Origin of the sequence: Halobacillus massiliensis (assembly GCF_900166625.1) — a bacterium.
In the GTDB taxonomy this organism is placed as follows: domain Bacteria; phylum Bacillota; class Bacilli; order Bacillales; family Halobacillaceae; genus Halobacillus_A; species Halobacillus_A massiliensis.
This window is the reverse complement of record NZ_LT800499.1, coordinates 333108-348861: the sequence shown is the minus strand read 5'-3', so window position 1 is coordinate 348861 and position 15754 is coordinate 333108. Positions and strand designations below refer to the sequence as shown.

At 40.1% G+C, this 15754-nt stretch carries 18 protein-coding genes; 13 read left to right on the top strand and 5 right to left on the bottom strand.

What is annotated here, in order from left to right:
* Positions 1-76 precede the first annotated feature (76 nt).
* From B7E06_RS01815 to B7E06_RS01785, 7 genes are all read left to right on the top strand, one after another.
* A complete protein-coding gene (locus tag B7E06_RS01815) occupies positions 77-334 on the top strand; it encodes a metal-sensitive transcriptional regulator (RefSeq protein WP_082232305.1) in 258 nt (85 codons plus the stop codon).
* A gap of 62 nt (positions 335-396) precedes the next feature.
* On the top strand, positions 397-876 hold the full coding sequence (locus B7E06_RS01810; RefSeq protein WP_082232303.1) for a DsrE/DsrF/DrsH-like family protein: 480 nt from the start codon (positions 397-399) through the stop codon (positions 874-876).
* Positions 877-894: 18 nt separating this feature from the next.
* On the top strand, positions 895-1182 hold the full coding sequence (locus B7E06_RS01805) for a rhodanese-like domain-containing protein (protein ID WP_082232301.1): 288 nt from the start codon (positions 895-897) through the stop codon (positions 1180-1182).
* Between the two features lie 18 nt (positions 1183-1200).
* Positions 1201-1761 carry a sulfurtransferase TusA family protein gene (locus B7E06_RS01800; protein ID WP_082232299.1) on the top strand — a complete coding sequence of 187 codons (561 nt, stop codon included), beginning with the start codon at positions 1201-1203 and terminating at the stop codon, positions 1759-1761.
* A gap of 40 nt (positions 1762-1801) precedes the next feature.
* Complete coding sequence (locus tag B7E06_RS01795) at positions 1802-2929, top strand: MBL fold metallo-hydrolase (RefSeq protein ID WP_082232297.1); 1128 nt, start codon at positions 1802-1804, stop codon at positions 2927-2929.
* Between the two features lie 36 nt (positions 2930-2965).
* Positions 2966-3193, top strand: a complete 228-nt coding sequence (locus B7E06_RS01790) for a sulfurtransferase TusA family protein (RefSeq protein ID WP_082232295.1) — start codon at positions 2966-2968, stop codon at positions 3191-3193.
* Between the two features lie 54 nt (positions 3194-3247).
* Complete coding sequence (locus B7E06_RS01785) at positions 3248-4024, top strand: sulfite exporter TauE/SafE family protein (protein WP_082232293.1); 777 nt, start codon at positions 3248-3250, stop codon at positions 4022-4024.
* Between the two features lie 439 nt (positions 4025-4463).
* On the opposite strand, the gene B7E06_RS01780 is transcribed toward B7E06_RS01785, so the two are convergent.
* Entirely contained in the window at positions 4464-6392 is a 1929-nt protein-coding gene (locus tag B7E06_RS01780; protein WP_082232291.1) for an LTA synthase family protein, read from the bottom strand.
* A 464-nt stretch (positions 6393-6856) separates the two neighbouring features.
* On the opposite strand from B7E06_RS01780, the gene B7E06_RS01775 reads away from it, so the two are divergent.
* From B7E06_RS01775 to B7E06_RS01760, 4 genes are all read left to right on the top strand, one after another.
* Positions 6857-7420 carry a biotin transporter BioY gene (locus tag B7E06_RS01775; RefSeq protein ID WP_082232289.1) on the top strand — a complete coding sequence of 188 codons (564 nt, stop codon included), beginning with the start codon at positions 6857-6859 and terminating at the stop codon, positions 7418-7420.
* Positions 7421-7512: 92 nt separating this feature from the next.
* Positions 7513-8631: a CapA family protein gene (locus B7E06_RS01770; protein ID WP_245807651.1), complete on the top strand. Its 1119-nt coding sequence runs from the start codon at positions 7513-7515 to the stop codon at positions 8629-8631.
* Between the two features lie 213 nt (positions 8632-8844).
* Positions 8845-9177 carry a winged helix-turn-helix transcriptional regulator gene (locus B7E06_RS01765; protein ID WP_082232285.1) on the top strand — a complete coding sequence of 111 codons (333 nt, stop codon included), beginning with the start codon at positions 8845-8847 and terminating at the stop codon, positions 9175-9177.
* Between the two features lie 124 nt (positions 9178-9301).
* A complete protein-coding gene (locus B7E06_RS01760) occupies positions 9302-9550 on the top strand; it encodes a DNA alkylation repair protein (protein WP_082232283.1) in 249 nt (82 codons plus the stop codon).
* A gap of 67 nt (positions 9551-9617) precedes the next feature.
* Here the strand turns inward: B7E06_RS01760 and B7E06_RS01755 are convergent, their stop codons facing one another.
* From B7E06_RS01755 to B7E06_RS01745, 3 genes are all read right to left on the bottom strand, one after another.
* Positions 9618-10199 (bottom strand): hypothetical protein, encoded by a 582-nt coding sequence (locus B7E06_RS01755; RefSeq protein ID WP_082232281.1) that lies wholly within the window; start codon positions 10197-10199, stop codon positions 9618-9620.
* A gap of 9 nt (positions 10200-10208) precedes the next feature.
* On the bottom strand, positions 10209-11390 hold the full coding sequence (locus B7E06_RS01750; protein WP_082232279.1) for a ParM/StbA family protein: 1182 nt from the start codon (positions 11388-11390) through the stop codon (positions 10209-10211).
* Between the two features lie 345 nt (positions 11391-11735).
* Positions 11736-12932, bottom strand: coding sequence for a class I SAM-dependent rRNA methyltransferase (locus B7E06_RS01745; RefSeq protein ID WP_082232277.1), 1197 nt, complete (start codon positions 12930-12932; stop codon positions 11736-11738).
* A 236-nt stretch (positions 12933-13168) separates the two neighbouring features.
* On the opposite strand from B7E06_RS01745, the gene B7E06_RS01740 reads away from it, so the two are divergent.
* Complete coding sequence (locus B7E06_RS01740; protein ID WP_082232275.1) at positions 13169-14179, top strand: LLM class flavin-dependent oxidoreductase; 1011 nt, start codon at positions 13169-13171, stop codon at positions 14177-14179.
* Positions 14180-14251: 72 nt separating this feature from the next.
* A complete protein-coding gene (locus B7E06_RS21660) occupies positions 14252-14389 on the top strand; it encodes a hypothetical protein (RefSeq protein ID WP_179133918.1) in 138 nt (45 codons plus the stop codon).
* Here B7E06_RS21660 and B7E06_RS01735 read toward each other — a convergent pair.
* A complete protein-coding gene (locus B7E06_RS01735) occupies positions 14386-15753 on the bottom strand; it encodes a dipeptidase (protein ID WP_082232273.1) in 1368 nt (455 codons plus the stop codon). The two genes, B7E06_RS21660 and B7E06_RS01735, sit on opposite strands and share 4 nt — an antisense overlap.
* Position 15754: the final 1 nt, after the last annotated feature.

Genomic DNA, 15754 nt, shown 5'->3' with positions numbered 1-15754 from the left:
TACCTCATGGGGTATATTATGTGTCATGTGATCATTTTAAATAAAAACAACACTTCCAAAAAGGGAGGCTCATATTATGGAATACAATACAGCTGTTAAAAACCGCATCAAACGGATGGAAGGTCAACTGCGCGGAGTTCTAAAAATGATGGAAGAAGGCAAAGACTGTAAAGATGTCATTGCCCAGCTGTCCGCTGCACGAAGCGGGCTTGACCGCACGATCGGTCTTGTTGTCAGTGAAAACCTTGCCGCTTGCATTCAAGAGGCTGAGGACGAAGAAACAAAAGAAGAATCAATTAATGAAGCTGTTCACCTGCTAGTTAGAAGCAGATAAAATTTTTTATCTTTTCATATACCCATACATGTATATGTATAATTAATAAGGAGGAAATATTAATGTCAGAAACAAAGAAAACTAATATTATTTTATTCAGCGGAGATTACGATAAAGCGATGGCAGCTTATATCATAGCCAATGGAGCTGCAGCCTATGACCATGAAGTGACGATTTTCCACACATTTTGGGGCCTTAACGCCCTTCGAAAAGACGGTCATGTCGCTGTGAAGAAAAACTTCCTTGAAAAAATGTTTGGAAAAATGATGCCGAGAGGCGCAGACAAAATGGGTTTATCTAAGATGAACTATGCCGGTTTTGGTCCAAAAATGATCAAAAATGTAATGAAAAAGCATAACGCAATGCCTCTTCCAGATTTGATTGATATGGCTCAGGAACAGGATATAAACCTGGTTGCATGTACAATGACAATGGATTTACTTGGACTTCAGAAAGAAGAGCTCCTCGACCATATTGAGTATGCGGGAGTCGCTGCCTACCTTGGCGAAGCGGAAGATGGACAAGTTAACCTGTTTATCTAATAAAAGGAGGAATTGAAGTTGAAAACAATTACACCAAAAGAAGTTGAAAAAGCTTATCAGGATTTAAACATTATTGATGTTAGGGAAACATCAGAAGTGGCTGAAGGAAAAATTCCAGGAGCCGTAAATATACCCCTTGGTCTATTACAATTTAAAATGAATGAATTAGATTCAGCTAAAGAGTATATTATGGTCTGCCGATCTGGAGGCAGAAGCGGCCAGGCCACGCAATTTCTTGAGAAGCAAGGATATAAAGTCTCCAATATGGATGGCGGTATGATGAACTATGAAGGTAAAACAATATAACAGGAGGATGATGTAAATATGGCTATTAAAGCTGATCAACTTTTAGATGCAAAAGGTTTAGCATGTCCTATGCCAATAGTAAAAACTAAAAAAGCAATCAAAGAACTTAAACCCGGCCAGGTGATTGAAGTGCAGGCGACAGATAAAGGATCTACGGCTGATATTAAAGCATGGTCGGAGAAGACCGGCCAGCAGTATTTAGGAACCCATGAGGAAGACGAAGTACTTTATCACTACATTCGTAAATCGTCGGATGAAGAGAAACAGGAAAAGAAACATCCGCAAGTAGTGGATAATGAATCAATTGCTTCTCTTTCGGAAAATTCTTTAATCCTTGATGTCCGCGAATCTGCAGAATATGCATTTGGACACATTCCTGGTGCTGTTTCCATTCCACTCGGAGAGCTGGATATACGTGTCAATGAACTGGATAAAGAGAAACAAATTTATGTCGTTTGCCATACAGGGAACCGCAGTGACATGGCGGCTCAAAAGCTTTCTGATCAAGGGTTTGAGAAAGTTTATAATGTAGAACCAGGCATGAGTCAATGGAAAGGCGAAACTGTAAAAGAAAACTAAATTTTTTTAACTAAAATAATACCTTAGGGGGTAATAAAAGATGACAGTTAAAGCTATGACAGCTCAACAAGTGACTAATAGTATTTTTAATAATAAACCGATGTTTATTTTAGACGTGCGTAACGAAGATGCTTTTAAAGACTGGAAAATTGAAGGTGAAAACCTTTCCTACCTGAACATCCCTTATTTTGAACTTCTGGATGGTGTTGAAGAGATTATGGAACAGCTGCCGAAGGATGAGGAAATTATAGTAGTGTGTGCGAAAGAAGGCTCATCCGTAATGGTTGCTGAAATGCTTTCAGAGGAAGGAATAGATGTCTCTTATCTTAAAGGCGGAATGAAAGCCTGGAGTGAATACCTCCATCCCGTTAAAGCAGGAGACTTGTCTAACGGCGGAGAACTCTATCAATTCGTCCGTATCGGAAAAGGCTGCTTATCTTATATGGTCATTTCTGAAGGAGAAGCAGCAATAGTAGACGCCACTCGTATGACGGATATTTTCACACAGTTCGCGGAGGAAAAAGGTGCCACCATTAAGCATGTCTTTGATACTCACCTTCATGCCGATCACATTTCCGGTGGACGTACTATTGCTGAGCAAACAGGAGCAGCTTACTGGCTGCCCCCTGAAGACGCGGAAGAAGTAACGTTTTCTTATGAAGCTCTAAAAGACGGAGACGTTGTTCAAGTAGGTAATACAGAAATCTCAATTAATGCCCTGTATTCACCCGGCCATACGAAAGGATCTACTTCTTTCATCATTGATGATCAATACCTGCTTTCAGGAGATATCCTGTTTGTTGATTCCATCGGCCGTCCAGACTTAGCTGGTAAAGCAGAAGACTGGGTACAAGATTTGCGTGATACACTTTACGACCGCTATAAAGAATTATCTGAAGCGCTAATTGTACTTCCTGCCCACTTTATGATCATGGAAGAACTTAATGATGATGGTACAGTCGCTGAAAAGCTGGGTACGCTCTTTGAGAAGAACCACGGCTTAAACATGACGGACGATCAAGAGTTTAGAAAAATGGTTACAGAGAATCTGCCGCTACAGCCCAATGCTTATGAGCAAATCAGAGAAACAAACATGGGTAAAATTAACCCGGAAGCAGAAGAACAGCGCGAAATGGAAATCGGCCCTAACCGCTGTGCGGTTAGATAAAAAACAAATCAAATCACATTATCGGAGGGATTATCAATGAATTCTACAAAAATATTAGATGCCAAAGGCTTAGCATGCCCGATGCCCATAGTAAAGACAAAAAAAGCAATGAAAGAACTTAATACAGGAGACATTTTAGAAATTCACGCAACAGATAAAGGCGCAAAGAGTGATCTTACAGCCTGGGCTAAGTCTGGAGACCATGAGCTTCTGCAAAGTGAAGAAGAAGCAGATGTGCTGAAATTCTGGATTAAAAAAGGCTAAGAAAGAGGAACCTGCACAGGTTCCTCTCTCTATTTAGGAAGGTGTGGAATCAAAATGGAAATAGGATTAATAATAACAATATTTATTATCGGTTTTATAGGTTCTTACGTATCTGGAATGTTAGGTATAGGCGGCTCAATTATTAAATATCCTATGCTTTTATATATACCTCCTCTTGTCGGAATGACCGCCTTTACAGCTCATGAAGTTTCAGGAATCAGTGCTGTTCAAGTATTTTTTGCCACGATTGGCGGAGTATGGGCCTACCGTAAGGGCGGCTATCTCAATAAACAGCTCATCTTGTACATGGGTGTGAGTATTTTAATTGGAAGCTTCATCGGAGGTTTCGGCTCACGGTTTATGCCGGAATCAGCTATTAACATGGTATACGGTCTGCTTGCATTAATTGCTGCTATAATGATGTTCGTTCCTAAAAAAGGAATCGATGATATTCCCTTTGATCAGGTTACATTCCCTAAATGGCTGTCTTCTGGTCTGGCATTAATCGTCGGTATAGGAGCTGGAATTGTCGGGGCTGCCGGAGCCTTTCTGTTAGTTCCTATTATGCTCGTCGTTTTAAAAATACCAACGAGAATGACGATTGCTTCTTCACTGGCTATCACGCTGATATCTTCTATTGGAGCTACTATAGGCAAAATTACAACAGGGCAGGTTGATTATACGGCAGCACTTATTATGATTATAGCAAGTCTTCTTGCCGCCCCTCTAGGAGCGAAAGCAGGAAAAGTGATGAATACGAAGGTGCTGCAATCGATTCTTGCCATTCTGATTCTGGTTACAACTATTAAAATCTGGTGGGATATTTTTTAAACAGCCCTTAGACCAAAAAAGCTTTCACTCTTATATGAGTGAAAGCTTTTTTGGTTCCATTTGTCCTCATATAGAAGACCGGTCTGTAGAAAAGGCTCTCTTTACGTGTGCCAACGGTGAGCTTCCTCAGCCGGGATCTCCCCCTGTTCTTTTCTCCCATTGGAGTCTCATCGTTTCCCCGGCCCTTTATGTTTATTAGTGTAACGGAACCTTACCGTAAAAGGACGAAGGCAGACGATCTTTCTCTAACCATAATGTTCCTTTTACACCGCCCCCCGATAATGAGGCTGGGACATGGCGAGACTCCTGAAGGGAGATAGAGCCAAGGCGAGATCCGCGAGCATAACGAGCTGTCGGTTCCCCTCTTTTAAAACAACAGAGCAGCCTTTCTCGAAATACTAAAAAGCCTTCACTCTTTTTAAGAGTGAAGGCTTTTATATTACTTATTTGTTTCTTCAGTTTTTTCGCTCTCCATTTCCTCAACGACTTCTGTTTCATCGAGGTAACGCAGTAAGTCTCCGTATATAATGGAGTCAGACAAGGCCAGCTCTTCTTGTGCTTCTTCAAATAGAGGTGCACAAGCTTCACCTTCAACTGGTTCCCCTGTTTCACGGTCATAGCATTGGTCTTTCACACCTACATATTCTTCATTAGCAAAATCCCCATCACGAGTAATCATCATCTCTCGTCGATCCTCACTAAAGAGATCCTGACCGAATTGAACCGGGTTATCGTCTTTTATTCCTAGAAGGTTCATAAGTGTCGGACGCAGATCAATCTGACCACCAACTGTATCATACTCTTTTCCGTCAATTCCTTCACCTAAGATAAGAAGCGGTACTCTCTGAAGCTGGAATTGCTCATAATCATTAATATCTTTATCCAGATATTCACTCATCGCTTGAGTATGGTTCTCGGAAATACCTTCATGGTCCCCATAGATTACTAAAATTGTATCATCATAAAGATCAGATTGCTTAAAATCTTCAACGAACTGTTTTAGAGCTTCATCCTGGTAGCGCATTGTCTGGAAGTAACGATTCAATGTACCACTTGAGAAATCGCCTTCCTCAATATATTTCTTATCTTCAGGCAGTACAAACGGGTGGTGATTCGTCAATGTGATCATCTTCGTATAGAAAGGCTGTTCCATTTCTTCCATTTTATCTAATGAATCCTCGAAGAAATATTCATCCAAGTAGCCCCAGCCATACGATTTATCTTCTGTTACTTCATAATCAGCTTTTGAATAAAATTTATCATAACCCAGGGAGTCATACATAACATCACGGTTCCAGAATGATTTATCATTCGCGTGCATGCTTGCTGTATAGTAGCCATTCTCTCCTAACAATTCTGGGGAGGCCTCATATTCATTGCCTGCATGAGTAAAGAAGGCGGCTCCACGGTTCAAACCATATAGGGAGTTCTCAGTGATAAACTCAGAGTCTGACGTACGGCCCTGCTTGACCTGATGATAGAAGTTATTGAAATACGCCCCTTCTTCTTTTAATTCATTAAAATAAGGGGTGATTTCTTCACCATTTAGTGTGTTGTCTACAACAAATGTCTGAGTACTTTCAAGCGATATCATGATGACATTCTTGCCTTCTGCGGCACCCTTCATCTCTTTGTTTGGCGTTGTATGCTTCTCATTTAAATAGTTAATAGCAGGGACTAATTCGTTACTATCAGCAAATGTTTTCTTCATTTCTGTTTGGCCTTGAAGCACAATATCATATACATGATAGTTCATTACACCGATATATTTAACAAGCATATTGCGGTCAAAAGCCCGCTCAAGTAAATCTGTACGCTCAGTTTCTGCCCATGCAAGGTTTACAAGAAAAAGAGGAATTGCAATAACTGCTAGGATTAAACCTTCCCTGCGTTTGGGTATAAAGAAAGTAAAACGAGAAGGTTTTACATAGAATAATAGAAATACAGCGACAAAAACATCTACAAACAATAGAATGTCAGAAATAGATAGAATGTTCGTAATACTGCTGCCTAATCCTGCTAGGTTAGCGACCTGTCCCAGCATTGGAATTGTAATAAAGTCATTGTATTCACGATAAAATAGAACGTTCACATATAGAAGTACAGAACCAAAAATATAAGTAGCTAATAAACCCTTTCTTCCAAAAAGGAACACACCTAAACCAAACAGTAAGAAAATACTGCTCAGCGGGTTAAATGCAAGGATAGCTGCTTCATTGGAGTTCTCTACTCCCAGCGTAAAAATGCTTCCTTGTATGAAGTACATCTTCGCCCAGAAAAGAGCGATGACTAAAGTGTAAATTAAAATCTTTTGTTTATAATTTCCATCTCGTTTGTCTCGTTTGGAATGTTTATTTTTTGTAAACATAGTAAAACCTCCGTTAATTTTGCACTCACTTATTTTACCTTATATCCCCTATTTTTTGTACTTAAAACGATCGAGTTTTAATAAATTGAAATAATTGTAACAAAATGTACTCAGTTTTGTCACAAACATTAGTAGTTATGGCCTACACGTGAAAAAAGCCCTTTTCTCTAAAGGCTCTCTCATCCCGTATGGCTGGCGTTTTACTTAAAAAACTTATAATGCAGTGTCTTCATTTTGAGAATTTCAAAATAAGCAAACGTAACTACATATAGAAAAATCTACTTTAGATTCCTTTACTCAAGCAATTTAAAGAGTAGTAGAATAAAAAATAGAGTATCCGTCCATTATATACCAATTAATATAGATAATAAAGTTTTTTCTCAAAAATATCCCCTTTATAGGATTCCAAATGTAAATATGGTAAATTTGTATTTAACAGAAATTAACAAAGAAGGTGGCTCTCTATAAAAAACAAAAAACTCAGATTCATAGGAAACAGTACTGTATTCGCAGCTGTAACTGCAGGGCTCGCCCAAATTGAAATCCCCCTCTCCCTCATTCCTATCAGCGGACAAACCTTGGCTGTTGGCCTGACGGCTACTATTTTAGGCAGCCGTCAAAGTGCAGCAGCTATGGCTGAGTATGCCTTAATTGGCGCTGTCGGTTCACCGATATTTTTAGGTTTCAGCGGTGGGGTTCAAGTCATTACAGGTCCAACAGGGGGATATATTATCGGATTCATAGCTGCAGTTGCCATAATTGGTATCATTTTAGAAAAAACCTGCTTTACTATCCCCGCGGCATTAGTTGCAAATACGGCGGGAATGTTTGTCACTCTTTTCTTTGGAACGATATGGCTGAAGATCCACCTCAATTTTAACTGGAACAGCGCGCTGGCAGCCGGTTTTTACCCCTTTCTTATTGGAGGTTTTGTTAAAGCATTCCTGGCAAGCTGGATCGGTATTAAAGCCAGAAGACGTCTTACTCGAATATCCTTGCTATCGGACAGCCTTTTTAAAGCCGCTTGACCACCTATGTAACTTCTAATATGAATACTCTTTTTCATTTTTTGATAGAACAGGTAAAAAGTTGTGTATTTCATTGTAAAGGAGAGGTTTGGTTGAAGAAAATATTACTAATCATTTGTTGTCTTTTCACAACAGCCTGTGGGGATCAGCCTCAGATTGCCCAACCCCATTCCTACTCAAATATTACTCCCACATTAAAAGAAAAAGGATTTACAAGCAGAATCAGCATTTCGGCTGTAGGAGACCTTTTGCTGCATGATCGGGTATACGAAAATGCAGAAACAAATGGTGGATATAATTTCATGCCGATGATGGAGGACGTGAAGCCTTACCTCGAAGATACGACTCTTACTATCGCTAATCAGGAAACAATGATTGGTGGTGAAGAAATCGGCTTATCCAGCTATCCCAGCTTTAACAGTCCAAAAGAATTTGGCACCCAAATAAAAGAACTAGGCGTTGATATCGTCACGCTTGCCAATAACCATACGCTGGACCGGGGCGAGAAAGCCATCAAGGAAGCTTTAAGTCATTGGGACTCAATTGGAATGGTGTATACGGGGGCCTACAAAAATGAAAAAGACCGCAGCGAAATAAGAATTGTGGAAACAGAAGAAGGTATTGATACAGCGGTGTTGAGCTATACATATGGAACGAATGGTATCCCTGTTCCTAAAAATAAGTCTTACCTAGTGAATCTAATAGATAAAAAGAGAATCGCAAACGATGTAAAAAAAGCCCAGAAACTAAGTGATATAACCATTTTAAGTCTTCACTTTGGTGATGAGTATGAACCTTACCCGAACGATTATCAGAAAGATCTTGTGCAATATGCAGCAGATTTAGGTGTCGATGTCGTAATTGGCCACCATCCTCATGTTCTTCAGCCTATGGAATGGGTAAAAGGAAAAGGCGGACATCAAATGCTGACAGTCTATTCCCTGGGAAATTTTTTCTCAGGACAGGAGTCACATGAAAAAAGGATAGGAGGGATTATGAAATTTGATGTTCTAAAAGAACAGGAGGAAACAAGCATAGAAAATCCTCGTTTTGTGATAACTTATGTAACTTCCGAAGACAAAGAAGCTTTTAAGGTTATCCCATTACATAAAATTTCGAAGGAACTTCTTCCAAATAAAGAGAAAGTTATGACTGATACAAAATCCCATCTTTCACAATGGCTGCCTGAATTGACATTTATAGAAGAGTGAGCCATTCCCATGATATTTACAAACTGAGAAACTTTCATTTCCAGCAAAAAAAGCCCCAGCAACGGGGTTTTTTTAGTTCTTTCTCTCTTTACATTGCCCATCCCCACTGAAAACCAGCGTAATAAAACTCTGGCGCTAACTCGCTACAACCATGAATCTCTCCTATGTAACTGGGGTGTGTAATATGGTATATTTAGACTAGGAGTGATGATCATGAATAAATCCGTATGTCCCCGGTTCGAAAGAGCAATAAAAATATTAAGTCAGCGTTGGACAGGACTTATCATTCACCAACTACTGGATGGCAGCAAACGTTTCAAGAATATTGAAACGGCTATCGGTATCAGCGGCAAAGTATTATCCGATCGACTTAAGGATATGGAACAGCAGGGATTGATAAAACGTGAAGTTTTCGCTGAGACGCCCGTTCGTATAGAGTATTCTTTAACGGAAAAAGGTCAATCCTTAACACCGATTATTAAAAATATAGAGTCATGGTCCCAAGAATGGATGGATAATGAAGAAGATTCAACACATATAAAATAACGGCCATCTGTATTGCTTCATTATTTTTCATTAATTTCCCGGGAAATAGGCACTCATGTATATTCTTTTCCTTTATACACCATAATAATAAAACAAGGAATACGAAATAAAGGAGAAGAAATCTATGAAACCTTATTTGTGTCCCAACTGTAAAACCAACCGGTCACGATTTAATAGAATTAAGCAAGTTTCCACTTCTATCCAGCTTGATCCCCGTTCTGGAGAAGTAATTTCAGAATGCAGCAATGGTCAGCTGGCGTCGTATCATATGGATTATCAGGGACCAGAATATAAAGTTCAGTGTGGAGCCTGCGGTCTTATTGAAGATGAGCGCACTTTCTTAAGCTTCGCTGAACATAACCCATTGACTTAGTCCATCTTTTTGAAAAAGTTAGTCCGCAAATTAGAAAGCCCCTGGAGTGTTCTCCAGGGGCTTTCTTTTATTTATTCATAGCTGAAAGGAAATCTCCAAGTGGATCTTCATCTTCTTCCTCAAAATCATTATCTTTTGCAGTATGAAGGTCATCCTGAAGGCTATCTAGATCTAAGTCGTCCAGATCATTATCATCAAATTCCTTCTCAACAGTTAAAGATGAAACCTCTCCGGCCTCTTCTTCTTTGCTTGAGGCCTCTTCAGTAGGAGCTGCTTCTTGAAGAAACAAGGCATCATCAATATTGACAGAATTACTGTTAAGAGAAGCCAGTAATGTCATAGCTCTTGTAGGGTCACTCATTAATTGATAAATTATGCTCCCCATCAAAGCTTCGGAATGCTCATGCTTCATCCAGTTACGCTGCTCTTTCGTGAGCTGGCGGGGGAGGGGAATCGTAACGGTTTCTTTCTCTTTTGTTAAAGAGTTGGTAACCCCTTCCATCACAAACTGCGCGATTTTGCTGGAGAAGTTTCGCCGTTCCGTTTCTTTAAGATCGGAAAGCTGTTTCAATAAATGATCAGGCGTATCAGAAGGGACTCTGAACGTAATCGACTGCCCCCTCTCTATAGCCCTCTTGCCATTGCTCATCTAATCACCTTACTTTGATGCTGCTTTTTCTTTTTTGTCTTTCATTGGCTGTTTAGCCCTTTCAGATTTTCGCATAAAGTCTGAGATGAGCTTGTAATATGCATTTGCCATCATCCAGATGCTTTCATTCTCGTCTTCGAAAAAGTCAATGTTGAACCCATCAAGCTTGTTGTTTAAGGATTTAATATAATCTTTCAATACTGCAGATCCTCCACCTACAAAATAGCAGATTTCAGACTGGGAGTTTTTCTGCCATACATTTCTTAAGAAACGGTACTGTTTCTTCGCAAGCTCCAGAAGAATACGGTCTGTAATGTCATGGACGCTTGTACGGCTACCTCTTACCATGATATGATGACGGTCATTTTTTCTTGTAATGATATCGACTACATCACGACGGCTGTCAAGCTCAACTCCATGTTTTGTCAGGATTTCATCACGGATCTGCTCCAGCGACTCTGCTACACCAAGGTTAAATCCTTGTGCTTTATCATCATCTACATTGCGGTTACGGATAACTGCAATATCTGTAGATAACCCGCCGATGTCCTGAATTAAAATCTGCTTGTCTATAAGTTCTTTGTTGATAATGTTAAGGTCATTATCCATTACAAGATTTACATATGCCGCAAAGCCTTCAGGATATACTTTCACTTCGTCAAACTTAATATTTACTTTCATCCCCTGATAACGAGGAGTTACGAGGAATTCCACCTGGTGTACGGAGCCAAGCAGCTGAGAACGGTACCCTACATCTTTGCCTTCTTTTACTTCTCGAAGCGGAAGTCCTGTGCCTAATGTGTAATTCGCTTCTATTACATTATTTTGAGCTGATTTAGCATCTTTATCTGATACAGCATCTAGAGCAATTGAAGCAAACAGCATAATAAGTGTCTGGTCTTCCTCAGACTTGCTGCTTCCTGGATCCAGTTCAGTAGAGTTATCGCTTTTAGCTGCAAGATTTCCTACACGGTAAATCGCGTTGTTTTCCTTTAATGCAGGAGAATGAACACGAATATGTAAGTTATCAATCGGCTCCTTCTCATCTAATTCCTCAATTCCAATAACCGGACGATCTTCTAAATCTCTTGCAATTACATTTGGGATATATAGTTCTGATTCTAATTTGCCGAAATTCGCTTTTACTGCGTCATTCCCCACGTCAACTGCAGCAATTCTAGTTTTTGTCATATAAATAGTTCTCCTTTAATAGAAAGATTTGCTAGTTTTTCTAGCTATATATTAAACATATTAGATCTGAACCTATTAGTCAATGTGACTATTTACGTGTTCGTATTTGCATACAAATATACATTTTTGTGTACAATTGTGTACATTAACGTACACACGAATACAAAACTGCACGCATACCTATAAATCAACATGCGTACTAATTTGTTTGCAAGTATACATAAATGAATGCAAATGAATGCAAATATGCATACATAAATACATTTTTGTACGCAAGTATACATAAATGTAAACATAAAATATATTTTGGCATAAAAAAAGCTGCAAAATAAAAGCAGCTTTTTTTTAAGTAAGTTTTTGTATAAAAAGAACTTTGAGATAGTTTCCTTCTGGAAAAGAGGGAATAGATTTAAAATCATGAGGGAGAGAGTATTCTTCGATAATTTTATATTGATGGTCAGAGTCTTTAAAAGCACGATCCACAAAGGTTTTAAATTTGTTCATATTAAATTTACTACAGTTAGTAGAGGCAACAATTGTCCCCATTGATTCGGTAATAGAGATGGTTTGCTGGAGAAGGGCTGTATAATCCTTTTCAGCCCTGAAAGTTGTCTTCTTAGAGCGTGCAAAGCTTGGAGGATCGAGAATGACTAAGTCAAAACTAAGGTTCTTACGGTTGGCATATTTATAGTATTTAAAGACATCTTCTACAATAATATCGTGAGCTTCATAGTCTATACCATTTAAACTGAAGTTCTCTATAGTTTTGGCATAACTGCGGTTGGCGAGATCAACGCTGGTAGTGTGAGAAGCGCTGCCAAGTGCCGAAAAGAGGGAGAAAGCTCCTGTATATGAGAAGGTATTAAGTACTTTTTTCCCTTTAGAATAATGATCTCTAATTCTTTTTCTCACTTCCCGCTGGTCAAGGAACACACCTACCATTGCTCCTTCATTTAAGTAAATGGCAAAATTAACGCCATTCTCCTTAACTATAATTGGGAAATCTCCTCTTTCTCCGGTAACAAACTCATCATCATCAATGTACTGACCTTGTTTACCGAACCGCTTCTTCTCATAAATAGCTTTGTATTCTACCAGGTTTTCCAAAGATTGAAGTACGAAAGAACGAAAAGCAAAAATTCCTTCACTATACCAGTTAATTAAATAATACCCATCAAAATAATCAATGGTCAGGCCGCCTATCCCATCGCCTTCTCCGTTAAAAACACGAAAAGCCGTCGTTTCGGGATCATTATATAGTTTCTTTCTAAAATTAACTGCTGTCTGAATGGCTTTATGAAAGAAACCCTGGTCTATTGCTTCTTCTTCCTTTTGTGTCAGCACCCACCCAATCCCTTTATTTTGATGACCATAATACCCCCGGCCGATAAACTTTCCTCTTTCATCTGTCAGCTTAATGATTTGTCCTTCTTCCCGTAGCAATTTAATATCAGTAATAGCGTTCTTTGAAATCAGGGGATAGCCCTTACGATATTTTCCTGAATGGTTTTGTTTGACTTTTAAAATTGTTTCACTGCTCATAGAAGTCTCCTATTCTTTGTCATTAACCTATATGTTAATGATTTTGAGTTAGTATATCAAGGCAGATAGACAATATGAAAAGAAACCCAGAATTCCAATCTCATTGAATTAAACAAGCGTTGAAGAGCAATTTCGTAAGACTATCCACTACTATAGATAACTCAGGCAAATTCTTTTGAGTCCCGAAATAATCCTGATACGATGAATTGAAATAAACCTTACAAAGGAAGATTCTAATGACCAATAAAAAACTTCAAGATATAAAATACTCCGTTCTTGATTTAGCAGCTGTTAAAGAGGGAGGCAATGCCGCTGAATCGTTTCAGAATTCAGCTGATCTAGCTCAGCATGTGGAGCAATGGGGCTATACGAGATACTGGATGGCTGAGCACCATAACATGCCGGCCATTGCAAGCTCTGCTACAGCAGTGGCGATCAGCCATGTGGCTCACCATACTTCCACAATTAAAGTGGGCTCTGGAGGCATTATGCTTCCTAATCATGCTCCCCTGATCATTGCAGAGCAGTTTGGAACGCTTGAGACGCTTTTCCCCGGCCGAATTGACTTAGGCCTCGGACGCGCTCCTGGAACAGATCAAACGACAGCATATGCGCTGAGACGCCACTTAGACAGCAATGCAGAGAATTTTCCCGCTATGGTTGATGAACTAAGGGGATACTTCAATCCTGAGCTTACTACCGGTATCCGCCGTGTTCGCGCTTTTCCTGGTGAAGGACTCGATATTCCCATTTGGCTGTTAGGCTCCAGCGGCTTCAGTGCCCAACTTGCCGGCCGTCTTGGTCTGCCATTCTCTTTTGCGAGCCATTTCTCCCCAAACAATACATTAGGAGCGCTGGATTTATACCGCAGGAACTTTGAGCCTTCTGACACGCTTGATGAACCTTATGCGATGGTCGGGGTTAATGTAATTGCTGCAGATACTGATGAGGAAGCTGAACGCCTTGCTACATCTCTTTATCAGCAGTTCCTGAATATCATCAGGAACACGAACAAGCTGCTTCAGCCTCCGGTGGATAATATGGATGATATTTGGATGGAGCACGAAAAGCATGCCCTTCAGCAGCAGCTTGGGGCATCTGTCATCGGCGGTCCTGAAAAAGTGAAAAAACACCTTCAAAGTTTCCTTGATGATACACAGGCTGATGAAATGATTATTGCTTCTCAAATTTATGATCACGAAGCCAGACTGCGATCATATGAGATTGTATCAGAAATTGTTAAATAATTTTTTAAAACCCGGGATAGCACTTTTCCCGGGTTTTTTATTAGTTATAATTAAACTAAGGGGGTAATCGAAGTGAAAGAATTGGTAGGAAGATGTGCAGCCTGTGATAAGAAAGTGTACTGTGAGGATGGCTTTTTAAATGGGGTAGTTAGTGAAGACCGCAAGCTTCGTTGCTTTGCCTGTGAGGAAAAAGAAAAGAGCTCCCGTTAAGGAAGCTCTCTCGATAGACTGGTTAAATAGTTACAGACAGTTTCTATACCTTTTGTATAATTCTCTAAATGAAAGTGCTCATTCGGAGCATGAAGATTCTCTGTATTCAAACCAAAGCCCATCAGCACCACAGGAGCGTCGAGAACGCGGGCGAACACTTCAACGATAGGGATGGATCCTCCTTCTTTAGGAAACAGCGGACGGACCCCGTATACCTTCTCATAAGCATCTGCTGCTTTTTGTATCATAGGATTATTTGAATTCAGGGAAACAGGATGAGCTCCAATCAATTTCTTAATATCCACTCTGCTTCCTGCAGGCTTAAACCTTTCCACATGCTTCTGAATACTTTCATACACTTTATCTGGATCCTGCTCACCTACAAGCCGGCAGCTGATCTTTGCTACCGCTTCACCGGGGACAATGGTCTTTAACCCTTCTCCTGTAAACCCTCCGCCAACACCGTTAATTTCCAGAGTCGGCCTTATGCCTGTCCGCTCATTGAATGTAAACCCTTCTTCCCCATCCAGTTCATCAATTCCAAGCTCTTCTTTTAAAGAGTTTTCATCAAAGGGAATTTCAGCCACTTCTTTTCTCAGTTCACCTGTCGGCTCTGCCACTCCTTGATAAAACCCTTCTACCGCTACTTTTCCTTTTTCATCATGCATGGAATCCAGCAGGCGGATAATAGAATGAACCGCGTTAGGTACGCCTCCTCCATAAGAGCCGGAATGCAGGTCGGTATTCGCTGTCGTAAGTTTTAATTCTAAAGCAAGCGCCCCGCGAAGCGATGTCGCGATTGCCGGCTGGTTTTTATTAATAAATGATGTATCCGATATCACGACAGCATCTGCCGCCAGCTTGGTCAGGTTTTCTTCAATAAAGGGAGACAGATTAGGGCTGGCGACTTCCTCTTCCCCTTCGATGCAGAACTTCAAATTTACAGGCAGTTCTCCATTGTTTTCTTTCAATAAAAGCTCTGCAGCTTTCACATGAATCATCAGCTGCCCCTTATCATCGGTAGCCCCACGTGCAAATATCTTACCATCGCGAATAACGGGCTCAAACGGAGGAGTTTCCCATAGCTCAAGCGGAACAGAAGGCTGAACATCATAATGACCGTATACTAAAACAGTTGGTTTCCCTTCTGCATGAAGCCAGTCTCCATAAACGATAGGGTGCCCTTTCGTTTCAATCACTTCTACATTCTCGATCCCCATCTTTTCTAATGACCCTGCCAGCCATTCAGCTGCTTTTTGAACATCCTGTTTATGCTCGGACAAAGCTGAAATACTGGGAATTCTGAGGAACTCTTTCAATTCATCAATAAATTGATCTTTATGTAATTGAACTAACTCTTTCATA

Bases quoted from the DNA above. Each gene is read 5' to 3' on its own strand.
- B7E06_RS01815 (WP_082232305.1), top strand. From the start codon at position 77: ATGGAATACAATACAGCTGTTAAAAACCGCATCAAACGGATGGAAGGT.
- B7E06_RS01810 (WP_082232303.1), top strand. From the start codon at position 397: ATGTCAGAAACAAAGAAAACTAATATTATTTTATTCAGCGGAGATTAC.
- B7E06_RS01800 (WP_082232299.1), top strand. From the start codon at position 1,201: ATGGCTATTAAAGCTGATCAACTTTTAGATGCAAAAGGTTTAGCATGT.
- B7E06_RS01795 (WP_082232297.1), top strand. From the start codon at position 1,802: ATGACAGTTAAAGCTATGACAGCTCAACAAGTGACTAATAGTATTTTT.
- B7E06_RS01790 (WP_082232295.1), top strand. From the start codon at position 2,966: ATGAATTCTACAAAAATATTAGATGCCAAAGGCTTAGCATGCCCGATG.
- B7E06_RS01785 (WP_082232293.1), top strand. From the start codon at position 3,248: ATGGAAATAGGATTAATAATAACAATATTTATTATCGGTTTTATAGGT.
- B7E06_RS01780 (WP_082232291.1), bottom strand. From the start codon at position 6,392: ATGTTTACAAAAAATAAACATTCCAAACGAGACAAACGAGATGGAAAT.
- B7E06_RS01765 (WP_082232285.1), top strand. From the start codon at position 8,845: ATGAATAAATCCGTATGTCCCCGGTTCGAAAGAGCAATAAAAATATTA.
- B7E06_RS01760 (WP_082232283.1), top strand. From the start codon at position 9,302: ATGAAACCTTATTTGTGTCCCAACTGTAAAACCAACCGGTCACGATTT.
- B7E06_RS01755 (WP_082232281.1), bottom strand. From the start codon at position 10,199: ATGAGCAATGGCAAGAGGGCTATAGAGAGGGGGCAGTCGATTACGTTC.
- B7E06_RS01750 (WP_082232279.1), bottom strand. From the start codon at position 11,390: ATGACAAAAACTAGAATTGCTGCAGTTGACGTGGGGAATGACGCAGTA.
- B7E06_RS01745 (WP_082232277.1), bottom strand. From the start codon at position 12,932: ATGAGCAGTGAAACAATTTTAAAAGTCAAACAAAACCATTCAGGAAAA.
- B7E06_RS01740 (WP_082232275.1), top strand. From the start codon at position 13,169: ATGACCAATAAAAAACTTCAAGATATAAAATACTCCGTTCTTGATTTA.
- B7E06_RS01735 (WP_082232273.1), bottom strand. From the start codon at position 15,753: ATGAAAGAGTTAGTTCAATTACATAAAGATCAATTTATTGATGAATTG.